Raw genomic sequence first — 26,349 nt, 5'->3', positions numbered from 1 at the left:
AGCATCACGGCAACCTGAAGCGCGTTTCCGCGCTTGATTGGCCGCAATAAAATCGCAAATCAACACGGGTAGCTTGTTGTCAAACAAAAAACCAAATAAATAGAATGATTGCTTGGCCCCAAAAAACACGACAAGGCCCATGACCCTGCCCCGCTTGTTGCTTTCCTTTGTATCACGCCACCGCCGCGCCTATTGCCTGGCGGCGTTGATGCTGGCCGCCGTCGGCGTGCTCACCGTGTCGATCCCCCGCCAGGTGGGACACATCGTCGACGCGCTGGCCGCCCACCAACTGCCGGCCGACCGCTTGTTCATCGCCTTGGGCGAACTCGCGCTGATGGGCATCGCCATCTACGCGCTGCGCGTCGGCTGGCGTCTGCAACTGTTCACCGCTTCCTACCGCCTGGGCGTCGAGCTGCGCACGCGGCTCTACCGGCAATTGACGCGCCAAGACGCGGGCTTTTTCCAGCAGCAGCGCACCGGGGACCTGATGGCCCGCGCCACCAACGATATCGACTCGGTCGAAATGGCTGCCGGCGAGGCCATGCTGGCCGGCTTCGACGGCCTGCTGACCCTGGTGCTGGTGCTCGGCATGATGACACTGGGCATCGACTGGCGTCTGGCCGCCGCCGCCCTGTTGCCATTTCCGCTGATGGCCTATGCCTTCAACCGGATCTCCAATCAGATCCACCGGGCCTGGGGCAATGCGCTCTACCGCTTCGGCAGTATGAACGACCATGTGCAGGAAACGCTGAGCGGCGTACGCACGCTGCGCGCGCTCGGGCTGGAGGCGCTCAACGACCGCCAGATGACCCGGCTCGCCGCCGCGGCCTCCGCCAGCAGCTTGTCGGCGCAGCGCTGGGAAGCCGCGTTCGAGCCCGCGGTCGGCTTGGCGCTGGTTTGTGCCAACGTCATCACGCTGTCGCTCGGCGGCTATCTGGTCTGGCACGGCCAACTCACCATCGGCGCGCTCACCAGTTTCAGCATGTATCTGGTGCAGCTGATCTGGCCCATGTATGCCGCCGGCTGGGTGCTGTCGCTACTGCAGCGCGGCGATGCCGCCTGGCAGCGGCTGCGACCGGTGCTGGATGCCGAGCCGGCCGTCGCCGACCGGGGCCGGCAAACCGATCTGGGCCCCGGCGCGCTGGCCTTTGCCGGCGTCAGCTTTCACTACCCAGGCCAAGACGAACCGGCGCTTGCCGACATTCAGCTGGAAATTCCACACGGCCAGACCATCGGCATCGTCGGCCCGACCGGCAGCGGCAAATCGACCCTGCTGCGATTGTTGCTGCGGCACTATCCGCTCGCCCATGGCCGCATCACATGGCACGGCGTGTCCCTCGACGACATCCGGCTCGACGCACTGCGCGGCATGATCGGCTGGGTGCCGCAGGAACCGTTCCTCTTCTCCGCTTCGGTGGCCGCCAACATCGCGCTGGTCCGGCCCGAGGCCGGGCGCGACGACGTCGAACGCGTGGCGCGCCTCGCCGCCGTTCACGACGACATCCTGCGCCTGCCGCAGGGCTACGACACGCCGGTGGGCGAGAAGGGCGTCGCTTTGTCGGGCGGACAACGCCAACGGCTGGCGATCGCACGCGCGCTCTTGGCCGACGCGCCGCTGCTGTTGCTCGACGACGCGCTGTCGGCGGTCGACACCCTGACCGAGCACCAGATCCTGCAGCATTTGCGCGACGCGCGTCGCGGTCGTAGCGTGCTCATCGTCAGCCACCGCTTGTCGGCCGTGGCCGACGCCGACCACATCGTGGTGCTCGGCGCCGGCCGCATCGTCGAGCAAGGCTGCCATGACGCGCTTCTGGCCCGTGACGGCTGGTATGCCAGCCAGTGGCGCTATCAACAACTGGAGGCCAGCCTGGATGCCGACTGAACCCTCGTCCCGCCTCGACCGCCGTGCCGCCGTCACGCTGTTGGCCGCCGCCGCCGCGCCCGACCGCCGCCATCTTTGGCTCGGCGGCCTATGGCTGTTGATCGCCGCGCTCTTGGAAGCCACCGCGCCTTTTCTCGGCAAGGTCTTCATCGACAGCTACCTGTTGCCCCGCCACTTGGCCTGGCCCGCCATGGCGGGTCTGCTGGCCATTGCGCTCCTGGCGGGCGCATCCGCCGCCGTCCTGCGCTATCTGCAGCTTGTCCGGCTCGCCGGCGTGGCGATGCGCGCCGTGCAACGGCTGCGCGAGCAAGTCTTTGCCCATGTGATTCGGCTGCCGATGGCCTTTTTCGACCAGGCCATCACCGGTCAGCTGGTCAGCCGGGTGACCAACGACACCGAATCGGTCAAAGCGCTGTACGTGCAGGCGTTGTTCGTCATTCTCAACAACAGCATCGTCGTGATTGGCGCGCTCGCGGCCATGGCCTGGCTCGACTGGCGCCTGATGCTGGTGACGTTGACGCTTTTTCCCGCCACCTTCGTCATCGTCTGGCTGTACCAGCGGCTGAGCGCGCCGTCGGTAGCGCGCAGCCGCGCGCTGCGCAGCGACATCAACGCGCAAATGGCCGAGTCGATCGCCGGCATGCACGTGCTCCAGGCGAGCCGCGCCGAAACCCGTTTCGCGCACCGCTTCGACGACATCAACCAGCGTTATTATCAAGCCCGGCTAGGCGAACTCAACGCCAACGCCTGGCTGTTGCGCCCGGCGCTCGATCTGCTCAATGTGCTGCTGTTGTCGGCGGTCATCTACCGGTTCGGCATGCGCGAATTGGGCGGGCACGAGATCGGCGTGCTCTATGCCTTCATCAGCTACATTGGCCGCGTGGTCGAACCGCTGATTCAGATCACCATGCAATTCGGCCAACTGCAACAGGCGGTGGTGGCCGCCGCGCGCGTCAACCAACTGCTGGCCGAGGCGCCCATGCCGGCAAGTCTCGGCAGCGGGCACGTCACCGCCGGCGAAGTGCGCTTCGAAGGGGTCGGCTTCGCCTATCAGCCCGGCCACCCGGTGCTTTCGGCCATCGACCTGACCGTGCCGGCCGGCGGCTTCATCGGCATCGTCGGCCACACCGGCAGCGGCAAATCGACGCTGCTGTCGCTCCTGTTGCGTTTCTATCAGCCGCAGCAGGGCCGGATCCTCATTGATGGCCAACCGCTGGACGCCATTGGCGCCGAAGCCTTCCGCACCGGCGTCGGTCTCGTGCCGCAAGAGCCGTTCCTGCTGGCCAGCAGCGCCTACGACAACATCGACATGGGCCGCGGCCTTGATCCCGCCCGCATCGAGGAGGCGGCGCGCGCCGCCGGCGTGCATGAATTGATCCAATCGCTGCCCGATGGCTACCGCACCGACATGGGCGAGAGCGGCGGCCGGCTGTCGAGCGGACAAAAACAGCTGATCGCCATTGCCCGCGCCTTGGCCGGCCAACCGCGCATCCTGCTGCTGGACGAAGCCACCTCGCACATCGACAGCGCCACCGAGCAATTGGTGCAACAGGCCTTGACGCGCTTGACCGGCAAAATCACGCTGATCTCCATCGCGCATCGCTTGTCGACGATCCGCGACGCCGACCGCATCATCGTGCTGCGTCACGGCCGCATCGCCGAATCGGGCCAGCACGACGCACTGATGCGGCATGGCGGCATCTATCAGCGCCTCTATCTGTTACAGCAACTGCAATCGGCCGATGTCGGCCAGGGAGAATGAATGCGTATCCTGCTTTCCCTTTGTCTGGCGCTCGCCGCCCTTCCCTGTCTGGCCGACGACAATGCGCCCAGCCTATCGATCAGCAACGCCGTGGCGACGCATCAGACCAACAGCGGCAGCAGCTCGCAATGGCAAGTCGGCGTCGAGGCGCTCTATCCCACCCGTTACGGCGCCGCCTATTGGCAGGACGGCGAGGGCGGCTGGCTCGTGCCGGCGCCGGCCGGCTGGGCCGCGCTGGGCGTGGCCTTCGAACCGATCTGGTCGTTGGGCGGCCATGCGTCGCAGAGTCTGGGGGTGGCCCGCTATGGCTTTGACCTGCCGCGCGACGGCAGTCTGTCGTTCGGCTACGCCGCGCGCATCGGCAACAGCAACCCCGGCCACCTGATGGTGGCCGACCTGGACGCCCCTTTCGCGCAAATTGGGCGACACACGCTCAGCCTGTGGGGTTGGGCAAGCCTGGCCGACCGCCAGCGCCGCCAATCGCTGGATCAAGCCGATAACGGCACCGCCTGGCAACTGGAGCAAGCCAACCTGCTATTGGTGGTATCGCACCCGCTGACGGCGCACTGGTCGCTGCAGGCCGGCGCAGGCAGTCACTGGCAGGCCGATGCCGGCGGCCGGCGCACGGCGGGCTGGCAGACTTTGTTTGGCGTGACGTGGGATGCGAGTAAGTAGGGAGTCGGGAGTCGGGAGTCGGGAGTCGGGAGTCGGGAGTCGGGAGTCGGGAGTCGTACTGTAAGCGCCCCCCACTCCCGCTTTCAAGGTGTTGCCGTTACTCCCGCAGTGGAAAGGCCGTGCAGGCCTAAAAGCGGGAGTGAAAGCAAAACCTTCACGGCGGGAGTAAAAGCACGCCCCCACTCCCTACTTCCCCAACACGCCGCGCCAGCGCGCGATCTGCGCGCGCACTTGGTTCGGCGCGGTGCCGCCGACGTGGTCGCGCTCGGCCAGGCTCCCTTCTGGCGTCAGCACGGTATAAACGTCCTCGGCCACCAGCGCACTGAACGACTGCAGCACCGCCAGCGGCAAGTCGGCCAGATCGACGCCTTGCTGCTCCGCGTGGCGCACCGCGCGCGCCACCACTTCATGGCTATCCCGGAACGGCAGCCCTTTCTTCACCAGATAATCGGCAAGATCGGTGGCGGTGGCGAATCCTTGCAGCACCGCCCCGCGCATCGCCTCCGGTTTGACGGTCACGCCGCGCATCATGTCGGCGTAGATGCGCAACGTGTCGATCAGCGTGTCGACGGTATCGAACAGCGGCTCTTTGTCTTCCTGGTTGTCCTTGTTGTAGGCCAGCGGCTGCGACTTCATCAGCATCAGCAAGCCGACCAGATGGCCGCTGACACGGCCGCTTTTGCCGCGCACGAGCTCGGGCACGTCCGGATTTTTTTTCTGCGGCATGATCGAGCTGCCGGTACAGAAACGATCGGCGATATCGATGAAGCCGACGCGCGGACTCATCCACAGCACCAGCTCTTCCGACAACCGCGACAGATGCGTCATGACAAGACTTGCGGCGGCGCAGAATTCGATGGCGAAATCGCGGTCGGACACCGCGTCGAGCGAGTTGTGGCACACGTCGTCGAAACCGAGCAGCTCGGCGGTGTAGTGCCGGTCGATCGGATAGGTGGTCCCGGCCAGCGCCGCCGCCCCCAAGGGCAGGCGGTTGACGCGCTTGCGCACATCGACCAGACGCTCGGCGTCGCGCGCAAGCATCTCCACATACGCCAGCATGTGATGACCGAAGGTCACCGGCTGCGCCACCTGCAAGTGCGTGAAGCCGGGCATCACCGTGTCGGCGTGGCGTTCTGCCAAGTCGAGCAACGACGATTGCAGCTCGCCCACCAACACGCCCAGAACGTCGATCTGGGCACGCAGCCACAGGCGGATATCGGTCGCCACCTGATCGTTGCGGCTGCGTCCGGTATGCAGACGCTTGCCGGCGTCGCCGATCTTATCGGTCAGACAGCGCTCGATGTTCATGTGCACGTCTTCCAGATCCAGGCTCCACGCGAAACGGCCGGCACGGATGTCGTCCAAAATCTCCGCCATGCCTCGTCGGATCGCCGCCAGATCTTCGTCGGACAACACGCCGGCGCGCGCGAGCATCGCCGCGTGGGCCAACGACCCTTCAATGTCGAACGGGGCCAGCCGGCAATCGAACCCGACCGAGGCGGTGTATTTCTTGACGAGTTCCGACACCGGCTCCGAAAACCGGCCGGACCAGGCATGGGTGTCTTGCATCGGGCTAAGCTCCTTGCGATGAATGTATGAAGATTGAATATAGCGTGATCAGCCGCTGTTGCGCAGACCCGCCGAGATGCCGTTGATGGTCAGATGCAACGTATACAGCGCATCGGCGGCGTCCGGCCGCGCGCGCAGGCGGCGCAGCAATTCGACCTGCAGCAAGTTCAGCGCGTCCAGATACGGCAAACGCGTCGCCAGGCTGCGCGCCAACGTCGGGTTGTTCTCCAACAGCACTTTCTGCCCCGTGATGGCGAACAGCGCGTCCACCGTGCGCTGCCATTCGGCCTCCAGCAGGGAGAACAACTGATCGGCCAACGCGCGGTCTTCGACCAGGTCGGCGTAGCGGCGGGCAATACGCAAATCGGCTTTGGCCAGCACCTGTTCCATATTGGATAGGATCACGCGGAAAAAGCCCGAGCCGCGCGCCATGCTCTGCAGCCGCTGCATGCCATCGCGGCCGTGGCGCTCGACGAACGCCGCCACCGCCGCGCCGAACCCATACCAGCCCGGCAACATCACTCGCGATTGCGACCAGGAGAATACCCAGGGGATCGCCCTGAGGTCGGTGATCGCATCCAAACGCTTGCGCGAGGCCGGACGGCTGCCGATGTTCAGTTGAGCAATGGCGTTGATCGGCGTGCCTTCCAGGAAGTACTGCATAAAGCTCGGCGTTTCCACCAGCTGGCGGTAAGCGGCATAGGCGTCGCGCGACAATTCGTCGAAAGCGGCATGGTCGACGTGATCGCTGCTCGCCTGGCCAAGCGTGGCCTCCAGCGTGGCCGCCACCAATGCCTCGAGATTACGCAGGCCGATGTCCGGGTCGGAGTATTTCGACGCGATCACTTCGCCCTGTTCGGTAATGCGGATGCGGCCCGCCACCGAGCCGGCCGGCTGCGCCACGATGGCCTCGAACGCCGGGCCGCCGCCGCGGCCGACCGAGCCGCCGCGGCCATGGAACAACTGCAGCCGCACGCCCGCGCGCTCGAAGCACTCGACCAGCCGCGATTCCGCCTGATAAAGCTCCCATTGGCTGGTCAGATAACCGCCGTCCTTGTTGCTGTCGGAATAGCCGAGCATCACTTCCTGCAAGTCGCCGCGGCTCTTCAGCAGCGCCCGGTACCAGGGCAGGGTGAACAGCTCGTCCATCACCCGGTCGGCGGCGCGCAAGTCGGCGATGGTTTCGAACAGCGGCACCAGATTCAGCGTCGATACCGGCGCGCCGTCCACCAGGCGGATCAAGCCGCATTCCTTCAACAACAGCGCCAGCGCCAGCATGTCGCCGACCGAGGCGCAGTTGGAAATGATGCTCTGGCCGATGGCCTCGACGCCGAACTCGCGCTGGATGCGGGCGGCCTCGCGGAAAATCGCCAGCTCCTTGCGAGCCGCCTCGCTGTAGTCGGCATACGGCGAAAACAACAGCCGCGGCGACGACAATTCGCGCATGAGCAGCGACACGCGGGTCGGCTCGTCTGCCTGCGCGTAGTCCTCCAGCCCCGCCTGGGCGAACAGCTCGCCCACCACCGACTGGTGCATGCCGGCGAACTGGCGCAGGTCGAGCGGCATCAGGAAGAAGCCGAACACCTCCAGCGTGCGGATCAGGCGGCCAAGCCGGCCCTCCGCCAGGCAGGCGCTGTCATGGCTGCGCAGCGAGTCGGCGATGGCGCGCAAATCGGCCAGGCAGGCCTCGGCGTCGGCATACTCGCCGTGACCGTGCCAGTGGCCGTGCACCTTGACGCCCAGTCGGTGGGCGGTGTTCGCCAACCGGGCCTGCACCGTTGCCAGCGCGCGGCGATAAGGCTCTTCCATGCGGCTGACCTTGTCGTCCGGCGACGCCGACGACAACGCCGCCACCGCGCCGCTCACCGCGACATGGCGCGAGGACAGCGACAGCTCGCGATACAGCGTGGCCAACTCGTGCAAATAATGTTCGAAGGCCGCTTCGGCCTGATGGGTCACGGCGCTGGTGAGCAGCGCGGCGTCCACGTTCGGATTGCCGTCGCGGTCGCCGCCGATCCAACTGGCGATGCGCAAAAACGGCTTGAGCTCGGGCGTTTTGCCCCAGGTTTCGCCGATCAGCTGGCTCAAGTGTTCATACAGCTTGGGCAGCGCGCTGAAGAAGGTCATCGGATGGTAAGCGACGCCGTTCTTGATTTCGTCGAGCACCGTCAGCTTGAAGTGCCGGATTTCCGCGGTTTGCCACAGCGCCAGGATGACGCGCTTGAGCTTGGCATCCAGATCAGCCTTCTCCTCCGGCAATAAGCCGGGCTGATTGAGCCTATGTAGAAAGCGGCGCACCGCGCGATGGCCGTCGAGCACGCTTTGGCGTTGCACCTCGGTCGGATGCGCGGTCAATACCGCCACCACGGCGGCCTCGGACAGCGTCGACGACAACTGCTCGAAACCGACCCCTTCCTGGTGCAACTGCTGCAGCGCGCGCTCCAGACTGCCCTGTTGCGGCGCCGAGCCGGCCAGCCGGTGGGCGCGGCGGCGGCGCGTATGGTGCAGATCCTCGGCAATATTGAAGAGTTGCGCATACAGTCCGCAGGCGCGCACCAGCGCGCTGTCCGCATCCTCCGGCAGACGCGCCGGCAAGTTGCCCTCTTGTTGCATCTGCTGTGGAATCGCGCGCATTTCTTGATACAGCGCCGGCCCGACCTGCTCGCTCAGCACTTCGCCCAGCAGACGCTCAAGCCGCGCCAAGTCATTCTTGAGCGGCAAGTCCTTCTCGAATTGATTCTTGTTATTCACCCTTGTCACCTGGTTCGTTTGTTATTCATGGCGTTTTTCATTCTGCCTCAATTCCACGCGGCTGGGGACGCCATTTTTTGCAGCGCAAAATCCCCCTCCTTGCTGGTAGAATCGCCGGGTCGCCACCCAAAATACATACCGCGCTTCATGGACAAAATCGTCATCGCCAGCCGCGAAAGCCGGCTGGCCATGTGGCAGGCCGAACATATCCGCGCCCGCCTGCAAAACATGCACCCCGGCCTGACCGTCGAGATTCTGGGCATGACCACCCAGGGCGATCAGATCCTCGACAAGACGCTGTCCAAGATCGGCGGCAAGGGGCTGTTCGTCAAGGAGCTGGAAGTCGCGCTGCAAGAGGGCCGCGCCGACTTGGCCGTGCATTCGATCAAAGACGTGCCGATGGTGCTGCCCGAGGGCTTCGCGCTCGCCGCGATCTGCACGCGCGAGGATCCGCGCGACGCTTTTGTCAGCAACCGCTACCGGCATCTGGCCGACCTGCCCGACGGCGCGGTGGTGGGCACCTCCAGCCTGCGGCGCGAGGCCCAGTTGCGCGCCCGCTTCCCGCGGCTCGTCATCCAGCCGCTGCGAGGCAACGTGCAAACCCGCCTGGCCAAGCTCGACAACGGCGACTACGACGCCATCATCCTGGCGGCCGCCGGTCTCAAACGCTTAGGGCTGGCCGAGCGCATCGCCGCCTTGATCGAGGTCGACGACAGCTTGCCGGCCGCGGGCCAGGGGGCGCTGGGCATCGAGATCCGCGCCGACCGCGCCGACCTGTTCGCGCTCCTGGCCGGCTTGAACGATGCGGATACCCATGCCTGCGTCGCCGCCGAGCGCGCGCTGGCGCGCGAAATGGGCGGCAGTTGCCAATTGCCGCTTGGCGCCTTCGCCTCGCTGGAAAATGGCATGCTGCATCTCACCGGCCTCCTGGCCCATCCCGACGGCTCGGTCGTGCTGCGCGCCGAAGCTACCGCGCCGCGCGAATACGCCGAGACGCTCGGTCGCGCCGTGGCGAAAAAGCTGGACGAGCAAGACGCCCGCGCCCTGATCGACGCCATCCTGCGGGAACAAGGATGAGCTTGGCCGGCCGCGCCATCCTGGTCACCCGCCCGGCGGCGCAAGCCGCCGAGCTCTCGCGGCTGTTGCGCGCGGAAGGCGCCGAACCCGTCGGCTTCGCCGTCATCGATATTCAGCCGGATGCCGCGGCGCTGGCGGCGCTCCCGCCGCGCGCCGCCGCCAGCGACTGGCTGATCTTCGTCAGCCCCAGCGCCATCCAGCTTGCCTGGCCGGCGCTCTCGAACCTGCCCGCCCTACCCAGGCTCGCCTGCGTCGGCGCCGCCAGCGCACAAAAACTCGGCAAGCTCGCCCGCCGTGCTGTACTCTACCCCCATGCAGGCAGCGATAGCGCCGCGCTATTGGCCGAACCCGCGTTGCGGGACGTCACCGGGCAAAGCGTGCTGATCGTTCGTGGCGCCGATGGCCGCGCCGAACTGGGCCAAGCGCTGGCTCGGCGCGGTGCCCGCGTCGACTACGCCGATATCTACCGCCGTGCCGACGCCGCGCCCGACTGGCAGACTTTCGACCGCCTCGACGCATCGGGCCGGCTCGACGGTTGCATCGTCACCTCGGGCGACATCGCCGAACGTTTGTTTCGGCTCGCTGGCAGCGGCAGAGCCCGGGCGTTACAATGCCTGCAATATTGTGTGCCACACCCTCGTATCGCCGAGCGACTGGCGGCACAAGGTGTGACACGGATCGTGACAACCCAGGCAGACGACGCAGCCATGGTCGCCGGCCTCAAAGAATGGTTCTCCCGTCATCCATGAGCGAAACCCAGCACCTGGACGCAGAAAAGTCCGAACAACAAATCCTGCCGCCGCAACAGAAAAAGCCCTTGAATTGGGCGCTCTGGCTGGCCGTTGGCGCCCTGGCCCTGTCCGGCTGGCAGCTCTACATGACGCAGCTCGAACTGTCGTCGGTCCGCCATGAGCTGGCCCGTCGCGGCGCTGATCCGGCCATCAAGACGCTGAGCGACGCGCAGCGCGCCGCCGATGGCAAAGTCGCCCTGCTCGAAGCGCGGCTCAACGAAGCGAACAGCCAGTTCGCCACCATCAACAGCATGTATCAGGACATGAGCAAGGTCCGCACCGACTGGCTCTTGTCCGAAGTCAGCCACGCGCTGGCGCTCGCGAGCCAAGAGTTGCAGCTCGCCGGCAACGTGCCTTCCGCCATTTCGGCCCTCCAAGCGGTCGACGCACGCCTGGCCGCCTTCGACCGCCCCGAACTGATCGGCGTCAAAAAGGCGGTGGCACATGATCTGGAAACGCTCAAGGCCTTGCCGTTTCTCGACATCGTCGGCCTGTCGGCCCGCATCGACAGCCTGAGCCTGGGCGTGGATACCCTGCCCCTGGCGGTCGATATGCAGCGGCAGCCGCAAGCGCCGATCGCTTATGACCGCAGCGCCCCGTTCTGGAGCCGTTTGATCCGCGACATCTCGCAAAACCTGGGGGAACTGGTGCGCATCCGCCGCATCGACAAACCCGAGGCGGTGCTGTTGACGCCGGAACAGGCCTTCCAGCTGCGCGAAAACCTCAAGCTGCATCTGCTCGACGCGCGTGTCGCCCTGCTGCAGCGCAATGCCGCGCCGTTCAACGCCGACATGACCGCGCTGCAGGACTACGTCAATCGCTATTTCGACCTTTCCGCGCCGGCCACCAAGCAGTGGCTGGCGGTGTTGGCCGAACTGAAGGCCGCGCCGATCAACAACGCCTTGCCCGATTTGTCCGACAGCTTGAAGGCGGTCAATAGCGCGCAAGCCACCCCGGAGGTCAAGCCGTGAAATTCGTGCTCTGGATCACCGGGCTGTTCGTGCTGGCGGTGCTGGTGGGACTGGCGGCCACCGTCAACGACGGCTACGCCATCTTCTATCTGCCGCCTTGGCGCGTCGAGTTTTCCTTTAACCTGCTGATCGTCGCCACCATCGCGCTGATCGCCGCCACCTACGGCATTCTGCGTCTTCTCAGCGTAGCCGTCGGCCTGCCGGCCGAAGTGCGCCGCTTTCAACGGCAAAAGCAGCTGCGCCAGGCCCGCCACGCGCTGCGCGACGCCGGCGTCGCCTTCTTCGAGGGCCGTTTTCAAAAGGCCGAGCGCGCCGCGCTCAAGTCGCTCGATAACGAGCAAGCGTCGGAAAACAAAGCGCTAGCGCTGTTGATTGCCGCCCGTTCCGCCAGCGCTCAACACGACTACGACAAGCGCGACGAATACCTGGCGGGGCTCGACGCCTTGCCCGAGTCGCTGCAACTTGCCCGCCACATTCAAGAGGCCGACCTTCGCCTCGACGCCAAGGATCCGCTGGGGGCGTTGGCGGCCGTCGAACGCGCGCGCTCGATCTCGCCCAACCTCACCAACGCGTTGCGGCTGGAGTTGAAAATCCGCCTGCAGCTGAAACAGCCGGACGCCGTCTTGGCGTTGACGGAAAAACTGCTCAAGGCCGAAGCGCTCGAACCGGAGCAAGCGCGCCGTTACCGCCAGGCCGCCTACAGCCAGCAGCTCGACACCCTGATCAACGGCGCGGAAATCCTCGACTGGCTGCGCAAAGTACCGGAGACCGAGCGCAAGCTGCCCGGCTTGGTATCGCGCGTGGTCGACCGTCTGGCCGACGCCGGTGAGGCCGACCAAGCCGCGACGCTGCTCGCCGAGGCGCTGGCCGATGAAGACAGCGCCACGCCGGAATTGACGCGCGAGTTGGCCCAACTGGCCGACGCGCTGAGCGAAACCCGGCGTCTTGCGCTGTTGAAGACGGGCGAGGAATGGCTCAAGGGCCGGCCGCGCGACTACATGTTGCTCCTGGCGCTGGGCCGCTTGGCGTTGTGCCAGCAGCTGTGGGGCAAAGCGCAAAGCTACCTGGAAGCCAGCCTGTCGATTCAACCGACCCTGATTGCCCATGCCGAGCTCGTGCGATTGTTCCAGCAGATCGGCAAAGAGGAGGAGGCGGCGCAGCACTACCGCGACAGCCTCGAATTGGCCCTGAGCTTGGGCCTCTGACACGACAGCCGAACCCGCCGTCTGGCGGGTTCGTTCTTTTGTCCTGCCGCGCAACCTTGCGCGCGTCCATCCGCGCTGCGTATTCTCCTGCTTTCTCCTCCGACGACGAAGGGCCCGCGATGACAACGGTCACGTTCGATACGCTGCAATTCGCCAACCGGCTCAAGGCGGCCGGCGTCCCCTGCGCGCACGCGGAAGCCGAAGCCAGCGCCCTGGCGGAAGTGTTCGCCGGACAGGGAGACCGCTTGGCGACCAAGCAGGACGTCGATGCGTTAGGGCATCGCATCGACCTGATCGAAGTTGCCACCAAACAAGATTTTGCACAGCTGGGCGCACGCATCGAGCAGTGTGAAACCGCTACCAAACAAGAGTTCGTACGATTAGAAGCACGTATCGAGCAGAGCGAAACCGCCGCCAAACAAGATTTTGCACGATTGGAAGCACGCATCGAGCAGAGCGAAACCGCCGCCAAACAAGATTTTGCACGATTGGAAGCACGCATCGAGCAGAGCGAAACAGCCGCCAAACAAGAATTCGCGCGGTTAGAAGTGCAAATCGAGCAACGCGCCACCAAAGCCGACCTCACCGCCTTGGAGGCACGCACCAAGGACGAAATGGGGCGGGTAGAAGAGCGCTTGGAAGCCAAGATCGAAAAAAGCGCGCTGCGGTTGCACGGCGAAATCATCGCGCTCAGCCATCAAATCGGCCTCTTGCGCTGGATGATGGGGCTCATCGTGGCCGGGGTCACCTCATTGATCGTCAAGGCATTCATTTTTCCTGGCGTGTAACGCTCACCACCTTGCTAGACTGTAAGCTTACCCTCCGTTGGGAGATTGCCATGACGCGCGCCCGTCGTCTCGCGTGGCTCGTTGCCTTGCCCTTGTCCTATCACGCCGCCGCGTTCTCCTTGACGAGCCCGGACATCGCCGATGGCCAGCCGCTCAGCCTCAAACACGTTTATAACCGCCACAGTTGCCAAGGCGACAACCGCTCGCCGGCACTGGCGTGGCGCGACGCGCCGGCCGGCACGCGCAGTTTCGCGCTGACCGTGTTCGACCCGGATGCGCGCGCGGGACTTGGGTGGTGGCACTGGGCCGTCTACGATCTGCCGGCCGGCAGCCGTGGATTGGCCGCCGGTGCGGGAAGCCCGGGCGGCGCATTACCCGTCGGCACACAACAGGCGCGCACCAGCTTCGGAGAAAACCGCTACGGCGGCGCGTGTCCGCCGGTCGGCGACCCCCCGCATCATTACCAGTTCACCCTATGGGCGCTGGATGTCGCCAAACTCGGACTCGCCGCGGATGCCGATGGCCCCGCGCTGCAGGCTGCACTCAAGTCGCACCTGCTGGGCCAAGCGCGCCTGACGCCCATCTACGGCCGCTAGCGCGGCCGGGCCACCATCGCGCCGGTGGTCACGCCGAAGCTGCCGTCCGTCTCTAGGCGCAATGCCGCTCGCACTTCGGCGGGCGCGCCTTCCTGCAGCGCGCGAATCGCTTGCGCAAGAGTCTGCGGCGTGCGCATGCGCGCAATCCAACTATCGAATGCCAAGCGCGTCGGCCACTGCAGGTGCGCTTCCATCACAAACCCGGCCTCGGTCAGCAAGCGCTGCCATTCGGACGGCGCGCGGTTGCGGATATGCGAACGGTCGCGCAGCAGTTCCATCGCCTGCAGATGCGTATCGACAAGGGGAGAGTCATCCCCTTCGACGTCGATCATCAGCAACGCCCCACCCGGCTTCAACACGCGGCGAATTTCAGCCAAGGCGGCCGGCAAGGCTTCCCAGTGATGCGCGCTATAGCGGCTCGCCACCACATCGAACTGCCCCGTGGCGAACGGCAATTGCTGTGCCAGCCCCTCGACCGTGTCAATGTGTGCGAAACCGCGCGCGGCGGCTTCCTGCCGCACCGTCGCCAACATCGAAGGAGAGGGATCGAAGGCCGTCACCCGGGCGCAACGCTCGGCCAGGGCAAACGCCAAATGACCCGCGCCGCAACCGAGATCCAACGCCTGCGACGCGGCGGGCAACGTCGGCAGAAACTGCCCGCGCACCCAGGCGAGATCCGGCCCTTGGGCGTGAACCTGACTCGACAGATAGGCCTGCGCTTGCGGATCGAACTGCCGCTGAACGGTTTGAACATGCGCTTCCATGGTGATCCTCCTTTGGCAAGGCCTTCAGCTTAGCCAACCCTATGACAGTTACAAGTTAGTCGCCTATCCTATTATCAGCAACAATAGTAAATAGGATAAGGCCATGCCCACCACGGAAACCGACCACCCGCTCGGCGCTTTTCTGCGCGCCATCCGCGAGCGACTCCAGCCAAGCGACGTCGGTCTGCCGCCCGGACAGCGGCGGCGCACCCCCGGGCTGCGCCGCGAAGAGGCCGCGCTGTTATGCGGCATCAGCCCCACCTGGTACACCTGGATCGAGCAGGGGCGGGCGCGGGCATTGTCCGCCCCCACGCTCGTGGCCATTGCCGACGGACTGAGGTTGTCGCGCGCCGAACGCCACTACCTGTTCCAACTCGCCGCACGCGCCGATCCCGCCCCCGCCGAGGCGGAGACCGATGCGCACGCGCTCGCGCCATTGTTGGCCGCCATGCAATGCCCCGCCTACCTGTTGGACCGGCATTGGGATGTGGTGGAGAGCAATGGCGAAGCGCGGCAGCTTTTCGCCGGCTGGCTCGACCAACCCGCGCCGCAGGGACACAACCTGCTTCGCTTTGTCTTTCTCGATACGCGCGCGCCCCAGTGGATCGTCGATTGGCCTGAGCGCGCGCGCCGGTTGACGGCGGAATTCCGCGCCGACAGCGCCGCGTTGCGGCACGATCCGGTGCACTGGATGCTGGTGGAGCAGCTCAATCAAGGCAGCGAGGCATTTCGTCGTCTATGGGCCGCACAGGAAGTGCTGGAGCGCGAGGGCGGGCTGCGCCGCTTCCGCCGGCCAGACGGAAGCGAGCAGCGTTTCAGGCAATACACGCTACAGGTCGCCAAACATCCGCAACTTAAGCTGGTGACGCTGATCGCGGAGAACGAGGAACTAGGGCGCAGGCTGGCGGGGCTCGAACTTGGCGCAATGGGTGACGAAGAAGGCGCGCACGTTGCGCACATTGGCCTGCGCCGTCAGTAAGCGATGCGCCAATTGGTGATAGGCCGCCATATCGGTCAATGCCAGCATCAATACCAAATCCGGTCCGGGCGAGACGCGGTAGCACTGCACCACCGCCGGCTCCGGCGCCACCCAGACTTCGAATGCCGCCAAGGCGTCGGCCGATTGCCGCTCCAGGGTAATCTCCACGATCGCCGTCAAGCCGATGTCTTGGGCCACCGGCGCCGCCAGCGAGACCGTGCGCAGGATCACCCCCGCCTTCTTCAATCGACGAACCCGGCGCAGACACGTCGGCGGCGACGCATGCACCAGCTGGGCCAATTGCTGGTTGCTCAGATCGGCGTCCTGCTGCAATTGTTGCAGGATGCGCCGGTCCAGATCATCGAGATGATTCATATTTTCATATTTGCCATATAAATGAAATTAAATTCCACTATGTAAATGTCGTCATGAATTATTTCATTTATGTGCAAATTATGAAAGCAAGTTTTGCTTCGCTGGCTCTAGCATGGCAGCAACATTTGATACGGAGCTGAATATGTGTGGCATCGTCGGCGCGGTCGCGCAGCGCAACATCCTTCCTATCCTGCTTGAGGGCCTGAAACGGCTGGAATATCGCGGTTACGATTCCTGTGGCGTGGCGCTATATCAAGACGGCGGCCTTAGGCGGGCACGCAGTGTGGCGCGCGTCGCCGACCTGGCGCAAGCGGCCGAGGCCGATGCGCTCGAAGGCTACACCGGCATCGCCCATACCCGCTGGGCCACCCATGGCCGCCCAGAAACGTGCAACGCGCACCCGCACTTTTCCCCGGCCGAAGGCGCGGCGCGCATCGCCGTATCCCACAACGGCATCATCGAGAATCACGATCTGCTGCGGCAAGAATTACAGACGCACGGCTACCACTTCGCCAGCCAGACCGATAGCGAAGTGATCGCGCATCTGATCGACTACCTGTACCAAGGCGATCTGTTTGCCGCCGTGCAACAAGCGGTGGCGCGGCTGTCGGGCAGCTTCGCCATTGCCGTCATCTGCCGTGACGAGCCGCACCGCGTGGTCGGCGCGCGCCAAGGCTCGCCACTGGTGATCGGCCTCGGGGACGGCGAACACTTCCTGGCATCGGATGCCATGGCGCTGGCCGGCATCACATCGCGCTTCGTCTATCTGGAAGACGGCGACGTCGCCGACATTCAGTTGCAACGCCACTGGATCTGCGATGGTGACGGCCGCCCCGCCGAGCGAGCGCCGCGCACCTTGAGCGGCCACGACAATACGGTGGAGCTCGGCCCCTACCGCCACTACATGCAAAAAGAGATTTTCGAGCAGCCGCGCGCCGTGGCCGACACTTTGGCCGATGTGCTGGCCATCATGCCGGAGCTGTTCGGCGACGGCGCCTATCAGGCGTTGCGCCAAACCGGGCGTGTGCTGATTTTGGCTTGCGGCTCCAGCTACTATGCCGGCTTGACCGCCAAATATTGGATTGAAAGCCTGGCGCGCGTACCGGTGGAAGTCGAGATCGCCAGTGAATACCGTTACCGCGATAGCATCCCTCATCCCGATACCCTTGTCGTCGCCATCTCGCAGAGCGGCGAGACCGCCGACACGCTGGCCGCGCTGCGCTTCGCGCGGGAACAGGGGATGACGCGCGCCTTGGCGATCTGCAACGTCGCCACCAGCGCGCTCACGCGGGAGTGCCCGCTACACTTTCTGACCCGTGCCGGCACGGAAATCGGCGTAGCCTCCACCAAGGGTTTCACCACCCAACTGGTGGCGCTTTATCTGCTCGCGCTGACGCTGGCGCAAGGGCGCGGCCGGTTGGACGACGCAGCCGAGCTTGCCCAGCTCAAGGCCTTGCGCCACCTCCCCAAAGCCATGGGCGCCGTGCTGGCGCTGGAACCGCAGATCATCGCCTGGGCGGAACGTTTCGCCGGCAAGGAGCATGCGCTGTTCCTCGGTCGCGGCCTGCACTATCCGGTGGCGCTGGAAGGCGCGCTCAAGCTCAAGGAGATTTCGTACATTCATGCCGAGGCCTACCCGGCCGGCGAGTTGAAGCATGGCCCGTTGGCGCTGGTCAGCGAAGACATGCCGGTGGTCGCCATTGCGCCCAACGACAAATTGCTGGAAAAACTGAAGTCCAATCTGCACGAAGTCGGCGCGCGCGGCGGCCAGCTGTATGTGTTTTGCGATCGCGACAGCGCCATCGAACCGGCCGACAACATCAATGCCATTCATCTGACCGAGCACTACGGCGCGCTGTCGCCGATCCTGCACACGCTGGCAATGCAACTGCTGGCCTACCACACCGCCGTGGCGCGCGGCACCGACATCGATAAACCGCGCAACCTGGCCAAGAGCGTCACGGTGGAATAACCCGGGGCGGCTTACGCCGTCTCGCGCAGGATGATCGACAACGGCCGTTTGCATAACCCAGGCGGCAAGTTATGCAAGTGGCCCTGTTCGATGGCACGATCGAACAGCTCGCTTTTGCTCTGCGCCGAAAATTTTTCTTTCAGCATGCACAGATGCCATTCGACCGTGCGGGTGGCAATGCCGAGCGCCAGAGCGGTCTGGCGCGCGCTACGCCCGCGCAGGAACAGAAACAGCACCTCCTCTTGGCGAGGGCTGAGGCGAGGCCCGCCGCCATGATGGCCGATGGTATAGCTCGTGGGCGTGGTGAGCCAGTGGCTGTCGTGAAGATTGCAGGTGATTTTATTCAAGAGTATCCCCAGCTCCAGCAACTCGTGCGAATCCATCACTTGTCCGTGGAAAATCGTCCCGATGATGTTCTGCGCCGCATCGCGCAGCGGCGTCTTGGAGAAAATGAACGCGCGCCATTGTTTGTCGGCGAAGCAGTGGATATCCAGCATGCGCAGTTGTACGTTGCGGCGCATCACTTCCCGATCCTGGGCCCGGAATAGATGCGCACTCTCGGCCACCTCGCAGGGCAGATCCAAATCGGAGAGACCCACCATGCTCTCTTTGCGCGGCACGCCCACCAGCGTGGCGCAGGTTTGGTTGGCATAAAGAAAGTTGGACTGCTCGTCCTTGCATCCCCAGCATCCAGGCTGGGTGTCGAACAGATGCTGTAGTTGAGGCGACAAAACGAAACTCATGATGTGGCGGCTCCTTGCAGGTCGGCGTGTAACGCCCGGTCGCAGCCCAAATGGCTATCCGGACAGACGAAGAGCAGCCGCAACGGCGCTTCGTCCTGATTGGACAATTGATGAGCGACGCCAGAAGGAATACGCACCAGATCGCCGGACTCCAGCAACGTGCAGTGCGCGGGTTCGCCGGACGTTTGGCTATACAAGCAGCCGTTGCCGCTCAGGATCAGATAGACTTCGTCGCCCTGCCCGTGGCGATGGGCATTGACGCTGCCCCCCGGCGCGATTTCGCCAAGGTAGAACGTCAGGCCGTCGCAAACGGTGAGGGCGGCAATGTGAATGCCGGCCTCCGTATCGAAGGTGCCGGGGGCGGGATCGAACAAATTGATCGGCTTCATGGCGACTCCAGGGGGTCAAGGTGCACACCTGGAGTTGGACAGCCAATCGGCCCGGGGTTTGTGGGTTAAACAACATCCTCTTGGCAGCGGCGGCTGAAGCGCTTGTCAGCAAAAGATGCCGCCCGAGCGACGCGCTCGACCTCGCGCCACCAGCGGCTGACGTGCTCGGCGGCTTGCCGGATCAGTACCGCTTCGCCCATGAGCGGCGTCGACAACGGCACGGCGCGCGCGGCGGCTAAAGCGCTGATTTGCTCGAACGGGGCATCCCACGCATGCAGCGCCAGGTCGAAGGTGCCATTGTGGATCGGCAGCAGTACCTGGCCGCGCAAATCGAGATGCGCCTGCAGCGTTTCTGCCGGCTGCATATGCACTGCCGGCCAATTGACGTCGTAGGCGCCGGTTTCCATCAACGTCAGATCGAACGGGCCGAAGCGGTCGCCGATGGTCTTGAAGCCGCTGAAATAGCCGGAATCGCCGCTGAAGAACACGCGCAGGGTATCCGTCATGATCACCCACGACGCCCAAAGCGTCCGGTTGCCGTCGCGTAGCCCTCGACCGGAGAAATGCTGCGCCGGCGTGGCGGCGAAGCGCACGCCATCGATAGTCGCTTGCTGCCACCAGTCGAGCTCCTGCACCGTGGCCGCGTCGATGCCCCAACGAACCAGCCGTTCGCCCACGCCGAGCGGCGTCAGAAATCGGCCGGTCTTGCCAGCCAGACGGGTCACCGCTGCCCGGTCCAAATGATCGTAATGGTCATGCGACAGAATCACCGCCTTGAGCGGCGGCAAATCGTCCAAAGCGATCGGCGCCGGGTGAAAACGCTTCGGCCCAAGCCAGGAGAATGGCGAAGCGCGCTCGGCGAACACGGGATCGGTGAGCCAGAACGCGCCTTGGAGCTTCATCAGCACCGTCGAATGTCCCAGCCGCCACAACGTGCCGTCCGCGGCGTCATCGAGCTGCGCCCGGGTCAGCTTGGCCAGCGGAATCGGCCCGCCCGGGACGGTATCGGCGGGTTTGTTGAACAGGAATCGCCACATGATGCCGAGCATCTTCCACCAGCCGCCGTCCGGCGGGCCGGAGAGACGGCGAGACTGCGCGGCCCGCGATTCGTCGGATTGGATGCGGGCGGAGGGAGAGGCGGTGTTTGTCATGGCACGGCTCATCGATAAACTTACACTGCACAGTGTAGTTTCTGCTTTGAGAAAAGTAAACTTGTGCGTGTAAAATAAATCATTCACTCAGCCACGACACGCCATGACGCCCACGCAACGCCTGACGGACCGCAAGCGCGCCGCCATCCTCCAAGCCGCCACCGCCGAATTCCGCCAAAACGGCTTCGACGCCACCAGCATGGACAGGATCGCCGCCCGCGCCGAAGTCTCCAAGCGCACGGTATACAACCACTTCGCCAGCAAGGACGCGCTCTTCACCGAAATTCTGTTGCAGCTATGGCACAACAGCCAAAATAGCCAAGAGGCTCAATACCGCAGCGACGCGCCGCTACCGTCTCAGTTGCGCCTGCTGATGCAGGCCAAGATGGCGATGTTGAACGACGCGCCCTTCATGGACCTGGCTCGGGTGGCCATTGCCGAAACCGTGCACGCGCCGGATAGGGCGCGCGAGATGGTGACGCGCATGGGGGAACGGGAGGAAAACATCACCGCCTGGATCCGCGCCGCCCAAGCGGACGGCCGGCTCAAAGCCGGCGACCCCGCCTTTGCCGCCTGTCAGCTGCAGTCGCTGATCAAGGCCTTCGCTTTCTGGCCGCAGATCACCCTGGGCCAGCCGCCGCTGGACGCAGCCATGCAACGGCAAGTGGTCGATTCGGCGGTTGACCTGTTTCTCGCCCACTATGCGGTCGATCCGGCTGCGAGCCGTTCGCCGACGTAGTCGAGAAAACAGGCAATCCGCGGCGCCAGCGCGGTATTGCGATAGTAAACGGCATGAACCGGCTGCCAAACCGTCACCGTCTGATCCGTCAGCACCTCCACCAATTCGCCGCGTTCCCGGTCGGCGCGCGTCAAAAAATCCGATAGACAAACAATGCCTTCCCCGGCCAATGCCAGATGGCGCAGCGTTTCGCCGCTCGATGCGGACAATGCCGCCCGAATAGGGTATTGCTCGCCCCCAGCGTGGCGCAGCGGCCAGAGATTGAGCGATGCGGGCTGAGTAAAGCCCAGCAGCCGGTGCACACTCAGATCGGCGGTGCTGGCCGGCGTACCATGACGCCGCAGATAGGCGGGGCTGGCCAAAACCCGCAGCCGATTGCGCGCCAATGGCCGGGCGTGCAGCGTGGAGTCCGTCAGCGCGCCGATACGGATGGCCACATCGGTTCGCTCCTCCAGCAAATCGATCAGACGGTCGCTGGTATGCAGCTCGAGTTCAATGTCCGGGTAGGCGGCGCAGAAGCCGCCGATCAGCGGCACCAGCACGTGCAGCATGAACGGCGAAGCGGCATTGACGCGCAACCGGCCGGCCGGGCGCTCGCGCCGAATCGCCATCTGCTCTTCCACGTCGTCCACCGATTCCAGGATGCGGCGCGCCTGCATCAGGAAAAAGCGCCCTTCCTCGGTCAACTCCATGCGCCGCGTCGTCCGCTGCAGCAGCGTGGTGCTCAGCTTGCCCTCCAGCCGCGCCAAGGCGCGGCTGACGCCGGAGACGGTTTGACCCAATTGATCGGCGGCGGCGGTCAGCGAGCCGGTATCGACCACGACAGTGAAAGCTTGCAGTTCATCGAGCGTGATGTTCATATTTGTATTTTAATCAAATATCTTCTGCTCACATACGGCTTTTTTGGCAACAATAAAACCGAGACACTGCATCGCTTACCTATCGCAGGAGTCCTCTCATGCCACTCGCTTTATGGGCGCTCACCATCAGCGCCTTCGCCATCGGCACCACCGAATTCGTCATCGTTGGCCTGATTCCGACCTTGGCGGCCGACCTCCATGTCAGTCTGCCGTCCGCCGGCCTGCTCGTCAGCTTATATGCGCTCGGCGTCGCGTTCGGGGCGCCGGTATTGACGGCGCTCACCGGCCGTCTGCCGCGTAAGACACTGCTGTTGGGCCTGATGCTGCTGTTTACCGCCGGCAATCTGCTCGCCTGGCGCGCGCCGGGTTATGACACGCTGGTGCTGGCGCGCGTGCTGACGGGCCTGGCCCACGGCGTGTTCTTCTCCGTCGGCGCCACCATCGCCACCAGCCTGGTGCCGCGCGACAAGGCCGCCAGCGCCATTGCCGCCATGTTCTCGGGCTTGACCGTGGCGTTGGTCACCGGCGTGCCGCTCGGCACCTTCATCGGCCAACATATCGGCTGGCGCGAGACCTTCCTGGCGGTCTCGGCGCTCGGCCTCATCGCCTTCGCCGCCAGCTGGCTTCTGGTGCCCAGCAATATCGCCCAGCCGCAGCCGGCTAAGCTCGGCCAGCAACTGCAAGTCTTGCGTCAGCCCCGCCTGCTGCTGGTTTACGCCATGACCGCGATCGGCTACGGCGGCACCTTCATCGCCTTTACATTCCTGGCCCCCATCTTGCGCCAGATCAGCGGTTTCGGCGCCGACGCCGTCAGCTTGGTGCTACTGGCCTACGGCGTCGCGGTCGCGGCCGGCAACGTCTGGGGCGGCCGCCTTGCCGACCGCCTCGGCCCGATCGGCGCGCTGAAGATCGTCTTTCTCGGACTGGCCGTGGTGCTGTTCGCGCTCACCCTCACCGCGTCCTCGCCAAGTCTTGCACTCGCGACCGTGCTGGCCTTGGGCGTTTTCGCTTTCGGCAACGTGCCCGGCCTGCAGCTCTACGTAGTACAGCAAGCCGAGCGTTATACGCCTCGCGCCATCGATGTCGCCTCCGGCCTCAACATCGCCGCCTTCAACCTCGGCATCGCCGCCGGCGCCTGGATCGGCGGTGGGGTCGTCGACCGCTACGGCCTCATGCATACGCCCTGGATCGGCGGTTTGGTCGTGCTTGGCGCCCTCGCCCTGACCACGCTGGCCGGCCGCCTGGATAAACACCAACGCGACCCTCGATCCTTCCTCTCCACAACCCAACAGGAGTGCTCATCATGACCCTTCCCGCTTTCGGTCTCGGAACCTTCCGCCTGCAAGGACAACAAGTGATCGATGCCGTACGCCACGGCCTCGATCTCGGCTATCGTCACATCGACACCGCACAGATCTACGGCAACGAAGCCGAAGTCGGCCAGGCGATCGCCGATAGCGCTATCGCGCGCGACGCGCTGTTTCTCACCACGAAAATCTGGCTCGACAATCTGTCGGCGGACAAATTGATCATTAGCTTGAAGGACAGCTTACGCAAGCTGAGAACCGACCAGGTCGACCTGACCCTGATCCATTGGCCGGCCCCCGCGAATGGTCCGGCGGTGGCCGATTATCTGCCACTGCTGCTGGAGGCGAAAAAGCAGGGGCTGACGCGACAGATCGGCGTGTCCAACTTCACCATCCGCCATTTGCGCGAGGCGATTGCCGTGGCCGGTAGGGAGGAAATCGCCACCAATCAGGTCGAGTTGCATCCGTTTTTGCAAAACCGCGCGCTCGCCGGTTTCATGCGCGAACAGGGCATCAAGCTGACGGCCTACATGCCGCTTGCCTACGGAAAGGTGATGCAGGACGCAACGTTGCAGGCCATCGCGGCACGCTATCAGGCCAACCCGGCGCAAATCGCACTGGCTTGGCTGCTGCAGCAGGGACACCTCGTCATTCCATCCTCCACCAAGCGCGACCACCTGCTCGCCAACCTGGCGGCGCCATCGTTACACTTGGACGAAGCCGACATGATTGCCATCGCCGGGCTAGACCGTGGCGAACGGCTGGCGTCGCCCGATTTCGCGCCCAGCTGGGATTGACAAGGACGAAGACACTGCAGTGAAAACCATCGCGGCCAGCGTCCTCAGGGGCGCGGGCCGCGTCATGCCGCTACACCCGCAGTTCCTCGACCGCCTGCGGGGATAACGCCGGGTGAACGTTCATCGGCGTCATCAGCGTCAGCGCAGCGCATGCGCGGGCAAACCGGGCCGTATCGGCAAAAGGCATTCCCTGTACCCAGCCATAGGCAAACCCCGCCAGCAGCGCATCGCCCGCACCGGTGACATTCACCACCTTGACCGAAGGCGCATCCATCCATCCGGCCACTTCCTCATTGCTGTAGTAAAAACCAAAGCCACCTAGGCTCAACACCAGCTGTTTTACCCCGACGCGATGGAACCACCGCGCCACTTCCGGCGCCGTTTCGCGGGAGGCAACCGCGATGCCGGACAACTGGCCAGCGACATGCCGGTCCAGCTTGAGTGTATGGATATGCCCGAGCCAAGGAGTAAGGTTCTTGATGAAATGAAGACCGATCGTGTCCATGAGGATCGGACACTGGTCATACTTGGACACCAGCCACGCGAGCGTCTCCTTGCGAATTGCCGGACTGGTGACAATCGCCGCGGCGCCGCTTAATAGCGAGGCGTGCCCCGTCAGCCACTGTGGCGTGATCTGATCCATGATCGCCACATTACCCACGACACAATAGTTTTCACCGTCACAATCGTTCACGATCACGGCGCGGCCCGTGGCATGCCCAGCGCAGATCCGGGTCGCGCTCAAATCAACGCCCGCCTTCCGCGTGGCCGCCGCCAAGCCTTCGCCATCCGCATCGTCACCCAACGCGCTCAGCAAAAAAGTCTTGCAACCTAACAGAGCGAGATTTTCGGCAATATTGCGCAAGCTCCCTCCCGGTTTAAATACAACTTCCTGGCAAATATGAGGTCCTGGCATTTTCATAGAGACCGAGGCGGTGGCTGATATATCTAGGTTTGCATCACCAATTACAACAACATATCCAAAAAAATTACCTGCGGTTGACATACCACCTCCATTTCAAAATATCTCAGCACTATGTTAATTAATAATCAGCACGATAATTTTGAGTATTTACCTCGTCAAGGCCATGCGGTTTTCAATGCATTCAATATTAAAAATATGAATTTCATTAAATACACAGCGTAGGCCAATGCCGTTATTTATTATTTAAGGGTGGTGCCACAATGAAAACAAAGCGATTGTACTTAGCCATATATGGAATAGCCGCGATGGCAACATCGTCTTACGCGGCGGATTTTTTACCCGCGGTCGTGTATCAAGGCGAGAAGCACGATCAAGCCTTCAATGAGCAGGTCTTCATGATGGCGGACCAGTTCAAGAAGGAACACGGCATCGCCTATCTTGAGGCCAGATCCGCCAATGACGCACAGCCATTGCAAGCATTGCGCGCCGTGGCACGCAGAGGGGCCAACTTCATTGTCGCGGTGGCGTATACCTATGCGCCGACCATCGCACAAGCGGCAAAAGAGTTTCCTCAAGCCAAATTCGTGCTGGTTGACGCGGCCGCCAATGGCAGCGCGCCCAACTTAAAAAGCATCATGTTCCGTGAACAGGAAGTCGCGTTTCTAGCAGGAATGGCAGCGGCGCTTAAGAGTAAAACCAACACCATTGGCTATATTGGCGGTACCGCCGTTCCGCCGATAATGGCTTTCGGATGCGGTTATGCGCAAGGCGCTCGCCATATAAACAGCAAGATAAAAATAATTCAAAATATGGTAGCGAATACATCGGCAGGATTCTTAGACCCCGCGCGCGGTGCAGAAATTACGCGCACGCAATTTGATCGTGGCGCGGACGTGGTTTTTGGCGCGGCACACCTGACCACCCTCGGCATTTTGAGGCAAGCGAAGGATTCGAAGAAATTGGCTATCGGCGTGGATAGCAATATGAATGGCCTATTCCCGGGAACGGTCTTGACCTCGGCAATGAAAATGGCCGGTAACATCGTCTATAGCGAATGGACTGCCGCACTGCGTGGCGCGCCGTGGCATGCCGGCATCACCACCGTCGGTCTAGAAGAAAACGTCCTTGGACTCGCCATCGACAAACATAATCGCGCGGTATTCGACCCAGCCCTGGAGCGCCGTATCAATCAGGCGCGCACCGACATCATTTCAGGCAAGATCAAGGTAGTGGACTACCGCGAGAACAATCGCTGTCCGGTGAAATACTAAATGACGCGGC

The 26,349-nt window shown here is 63.8% G+C and carries 24 protein-coding genes; 15 read left to right on the top strand and 9 right to left on the bottom strand.

The genetic code is table 11. The annotated features are described in order from the left end of the window. The first annotated feature begins 139 nt into the window (after positions 1–139). Genes JOZ06_RS18200 through JOZ06_RS18190 form a run of 3 tightly spaced genes read left to right on the top strand, consistent with a single transcriptional unit; the run spans position 140 to position 4,319 of the window. Positions 140–1,882 (top strand): ABC transporter transmembrane domain-containing protein, encoded by a 1,743-nt coding sequence (locus JOZ06_RS18200; protein WP_293235031.1) that lies wholly within the window; start codon positions 140–142, stop codon positions 1,880–1,882. Further along, complete coding sequence (locus JOZ06_RS18195) at positions 1,872–3,644, top strand: ABC transporter transmembrane domain-containing protein (protein ID WP_293235029.1); 1,773 nt, start codon at positions 1,872–1,874, stop codon at positions 3,642–3,644. The genes JOZ06_RS18200 and JOZ06_RS18195 overlap by 11 nt, the downstream gene beginning before the upstream one ends. Beyond that, positions 3,645–4,319, top strand: coding sequence for a hypothetical protein (locus tag JOZ06_RS18190; protein ID WP_293235027.1), 675 nt, complete (start codon positions 3,645–3,647; stop codon positions 4,317–4,319). A gap of 186 nt (positions 4,320–4,505) precedes the next feature. Here JOZ06_RS18190 and argH read toward each other — a convergent pair whose 3' ends face one another. Then, on the bottom strand, positions 4,506–5,888 hold the full coding sequence (gene argH, locus JOZ06_RS18185) for an argininosuccinate lyase (RefSeq protein ID WP_293235025.1): 1,383 nt from the start codon (positions 5,886–5,888) through the stop codon (positions 4,506–4,508). 48 nt (positions 5,889–5,936) lie between these two features. Next, on the bottom strand, positions 5,937–8,639 hold the full coding sequence (gene ppc, locus JOZ06_RS18180) for a phosphoenolpyruvate carboxylase (RefSeq protein WP_293235023.1): 2,703 nt from the start codon (positions 8,637–8,639) through the stop codon (positions 5,937–5,939). Positions 8,640–8,786: 147 nt separating this feature from the next. On the opposite strand from ppc, the gene hemC reads away from it, so the two are divergent. The 6 genes from hemC (at position 8,787) to JOZ06_RS18150 (ending at position 14,067) form a co-directional block, all read left to right on the top strand. Then, positions 8,787–9,716, top strand: coding sequence for a hydroxymethylbilane synthase (hemC, locus tag JOZ06_RS18175; protein WP_293235021.1), 930 nt, complete (start codon positions 8,787–8,789; stop codon positions 9,714–9,716). Next, complete coding sequence (locus tag JOZ06_RS18170; protein WP_293235019.1) at positions 9,713–10,465, top strand: uroporphyrinogen-III synthase; 753 nt, start codon at positions 9,713–9,715, stop codon at positions 10,463–10,465. The genes hemC and JOZ06_RS18170 overlap by 4 nt, the downstream gene beginning before the upstream one ends. Then, on the top strand, positions 10,462–11,478 hold the full coding sequence (locus JOZ06_RS18165; protein WP_293235017.1) for a uroporphyrinogen-III C-methyltransferase: 1,017 nt from the start codon (positions 10,462–10,464) through the stop codon (positions 11,476–11,478). The genes JOZ06_RS18170 and JOZ06_RS18165 overlap by 4 nt, the downstream gene beginning before the upstream one ends. Further along, on the top strand, positions 11,475–12,683 hold the full coding sequence (locus tag JOZ06_RS18160) for a heme biosynthesis HemY N-terminal domain-containing protein (RefSeq protein WP_293235015.1): 1,209 nt from the start codon (positions 11,475–11,477) through the stop codon (positions 12,681–12,683). The genes JOZ06_RS18165 and JOZ06_RS18160 overlap by 4 nt, the downstream gene beginning before the upstream one ends. Positions 12,684–12,802: 119 nt before the next feature. After that, positions 12,803–13,471 (top strand): hypothetical protein, encoded by a 669-nt coding sequence (locus JOZ06_RS18155; RefSeq protein ID WP_293235013.1) that lies wholly within the window; start codon positions 12,803–12,805, stop codon positions 13,469–13,471. A 50-nt stretch (positions 13,472–13,521) separates the two neighbouring features. Then, positions 13,522–14,067 carry a YbhB/YbcL family Raf kinase inhibitor-like protein gene (locus tag JOZ06_RS18150; RefSeq protein ID WP_293235011.1) on the top strand — a complete coding sequence of 182 codons (546 nt, stop codon included), beginning with the start codon at positions 13,522–13,524 and terminating at the stop codon, positions 14,065–14,067. Here the strand turns inward: JOZ06_RS18150 and JOZ06_RS18145 are convergent. Continuing rightward, a complete protein-coding gene (locus JOZ06_RS18145) occupies positions 14,064–14,831 on the bottom strand; it encodes a class I SAM-dependent methyltransferase (protein ID WP_293235009.1) in 768 nt (255 codons plus the stop codon). The genes JOZ06_RS18150 and JOZ06_RS18145 overlap by 4 nt on opposite strands. Positions 14,832–14,934: 103 nt before the next feature. On the opposite strand from JOZ06_RS18145, the gene JOZ06_RS18140 reads away from it, so the two are divergent. After that, positions 14,935–15,810 carry a helix-turn-helix transcriptional regulator gene (locus JOZ06_RS18140; RefSeq protein WP_293235007.1) on the top strand — a complete coding sequence of 292 codons (876 nt, stop codon included), beginning with the start codon at positions 14,935–14,937 and terminating at the stop codon, positions 15,808–15,810. On the opposite strand, the gene JOZ06_RS18135 is transcribed toward JOZ06_RS18140, so the two are convergent. After that, positions 15,721–16,185: an Lrp/AsnC family transcriptional regulator gene (locus JOZ06_RS18135; protein ID WP_293235005.1), complete on the bottom strand. Its 465-nt coding sequence runs from the start codon at positions 16,183–16,185 to the stop codon at positions 15,721–15,723. The genes JOZ06_RS18140 and JOZ06_RS18135 overlap by 90 nt on opposite strands. A gap of 142 nt (positions 16,186–16,327) precedes the next feature. Here JOZ06_RS18135 and glmS point away from each other — a divergent pair, with 142 nt between their 5' ends. Continuing rightward, complete coding sequence (gene glmS / locus JOZ06_RS18130) at positions 16,328–18,157, top strand: glutamine--fructose-6-phosphate transaminase (isomerizing) (protein ID WP_293235150.1); 1,830 nt, start codon at positions 16,328–16,330, stop codon at positions 18,155–18,157. Between the two features lie 11 nt (positions 18,158–18,168). Here the strand turns inward: glmS and JOZ06_RS18125 are convergent, their stop codons facing one another. The 3 genes from JOZ06_RS18125 to JOZ06_RS18115 all read right to left on the bottom strand — a co-directional run bounded on the left by JOZ06_RS18125 (position 18,169) and on the right by JOZ06_RS18115 (position 20,440). Continuing rightward, on the bottom strand, positions 18,169–18,900 hold the full coding sequence (locus JOZ06_RS18125) for a helix-turn-helix transcriptional regulator (protein WP_293235003.1): 732 nt from the start codon (positions 18,898–18,900) through the stop codon (positions 18,169–18,171). Beyond that, positions 18,897–19,289 carry a cupin domain-containing protein gene (locus tag JOZ06_RS18120; RefSeq protein ID WP_293235001.1) on the bottom strand — a complete coding sequence of 131 codons (393 nt, stop codon included), beginning with the start codon at positions 19,287–19,289 and terminating at the stop codon, positions 18,897–18,899. The genes JOZ06_RS18125 and JOZ06_RS18120 overlap by 4 nt, the downstream gene beginning before the upstream one ends. Positions 19,290–19,354: 65 nt before the next feature. Continuing rightward, on the bottom strand, positions 19,355–20,440 hold the full coding sequence (locus JOZ06_RS18115) for an MBL fold metallo-hydrolase (RefSeq protein ID WP_293234999.1): 1,086 nt from the start codon (positions 20,438–20,440) through the stop codon (positions 19,355–19,357). A 103-nt stretch (positions 20,441–20,543) separates the two neighbouring features. Here JOZ06_RS18115 and JOZ06_RS18110 point away from each other — a divergent pair, with 103 nt between their 5' ends. After that, positions 20,544–21,179 (top strand): TetR/AcrR family transcriptional regulator, encoded by a 636-nt coding sequence (locus JOZ06_RS18110; RefSeq protein ID WP_293234997.1) that lies wholly within the window; start codon positions 20,544–20,546, stop codon positions 21,177–21,179. Here the strand turns inward: JOZ06_RS18110 and JOZ06_RS18105 are convergent. Continuing rightward, positions 21,140–22,039: a LysR family transcriptional regulator gene (locus tag JOZ06_RS18105; RefSeq protein ID WP_293234995.1), complete on the bottom strand. Its 900-nt coding sequence runs from the start codon at positions 22,037–22,039 to the stop codon at positions 21,140–21,142. The two genes, JOZ06_RS18110 and JOZ06_RS18105, sit on opposite strands and share 40 nt — an antisense overlap. Before the next feature lie 98 nt (positions 22,040–22,137). On the opposite strand from JOZ06_RS18105, the gene JOZ06_RS18100 reads away from it, so the two are divergent. Both JOZ06_RS18100 and dkgB read left to right on the top strand, forming a co-directional pair. After that, entirely contained in the window at positions 22,138–23,346 is a 1,209-nt protein-coding gene (locus tag JOZ06_RS18100) for an MFS transporter (RefSeq protein WP_293234993.1), read from the top strand. Further along, positions 23,343–24,143 carry a 2,5-didehydrogluconate reductase DkgB gene (gene dkgB, locus JOZ06_RS18095; protein WP_293234991.1) on the top strand — a complete coding sequence of 267 codons (801 nt, stop codon included), beginning with the start codon at positions 23,343–23,345 and terminating at the stop codon, positions 24,141–24,143. Before JOZ06_RS18100 ends, dkgB begins: the two co-directional genes overlap by 4 nt. Before the next feature lie 70 nt (positions 24,144–24,213). Here dkgB and JOZ06_RS18090 read toward each other — a convergent pair whose 3' ends face one another. Continuing rightward, on the bottom strand, positions 24,214–25,149 hold the full coding sequence (locus tag JOZ06_RS18090; protein WP_293234989.1) for a PfkB family carbohydrate kinase: 936 nt from the start codon (positions 25,147–25,149) through the stop codon (positions 24,214–24,216). A 224-nt stretch (positions 25,150–25,373) separates the two neighbouring features. Between JOZ06_RS18090 and JOZ06_RS18085 the strand changes: the two genes are divergently transcribed. Beyond that, positions 25,374–26,339: a BMP family ABC transporter substrate-binding protein gene (locus JOZ06_RS18085; protein WP_293234987.1), complete on the top strand. Its 966-nt coding sequence runs from the start codon at positions 25,374–25,376 to the stop codon at positions 26,337–26,339. Positions 26,340–26,349 lie beyond the last annotated feature (10 nt).

The organism is Paludibacterium sp. (assembly GCF_019232825.1).
Classification (GTDB): Bacteria; Pseudomonadota; Gammaproteobacteria; order Burkholderiales; family Chromobacteriaceae; genus Paludibacterium.
Note: the sequence above shows the minus strand (reverse complement) of the source record. Positions and strands in the feature narration are given on the sequence as shown.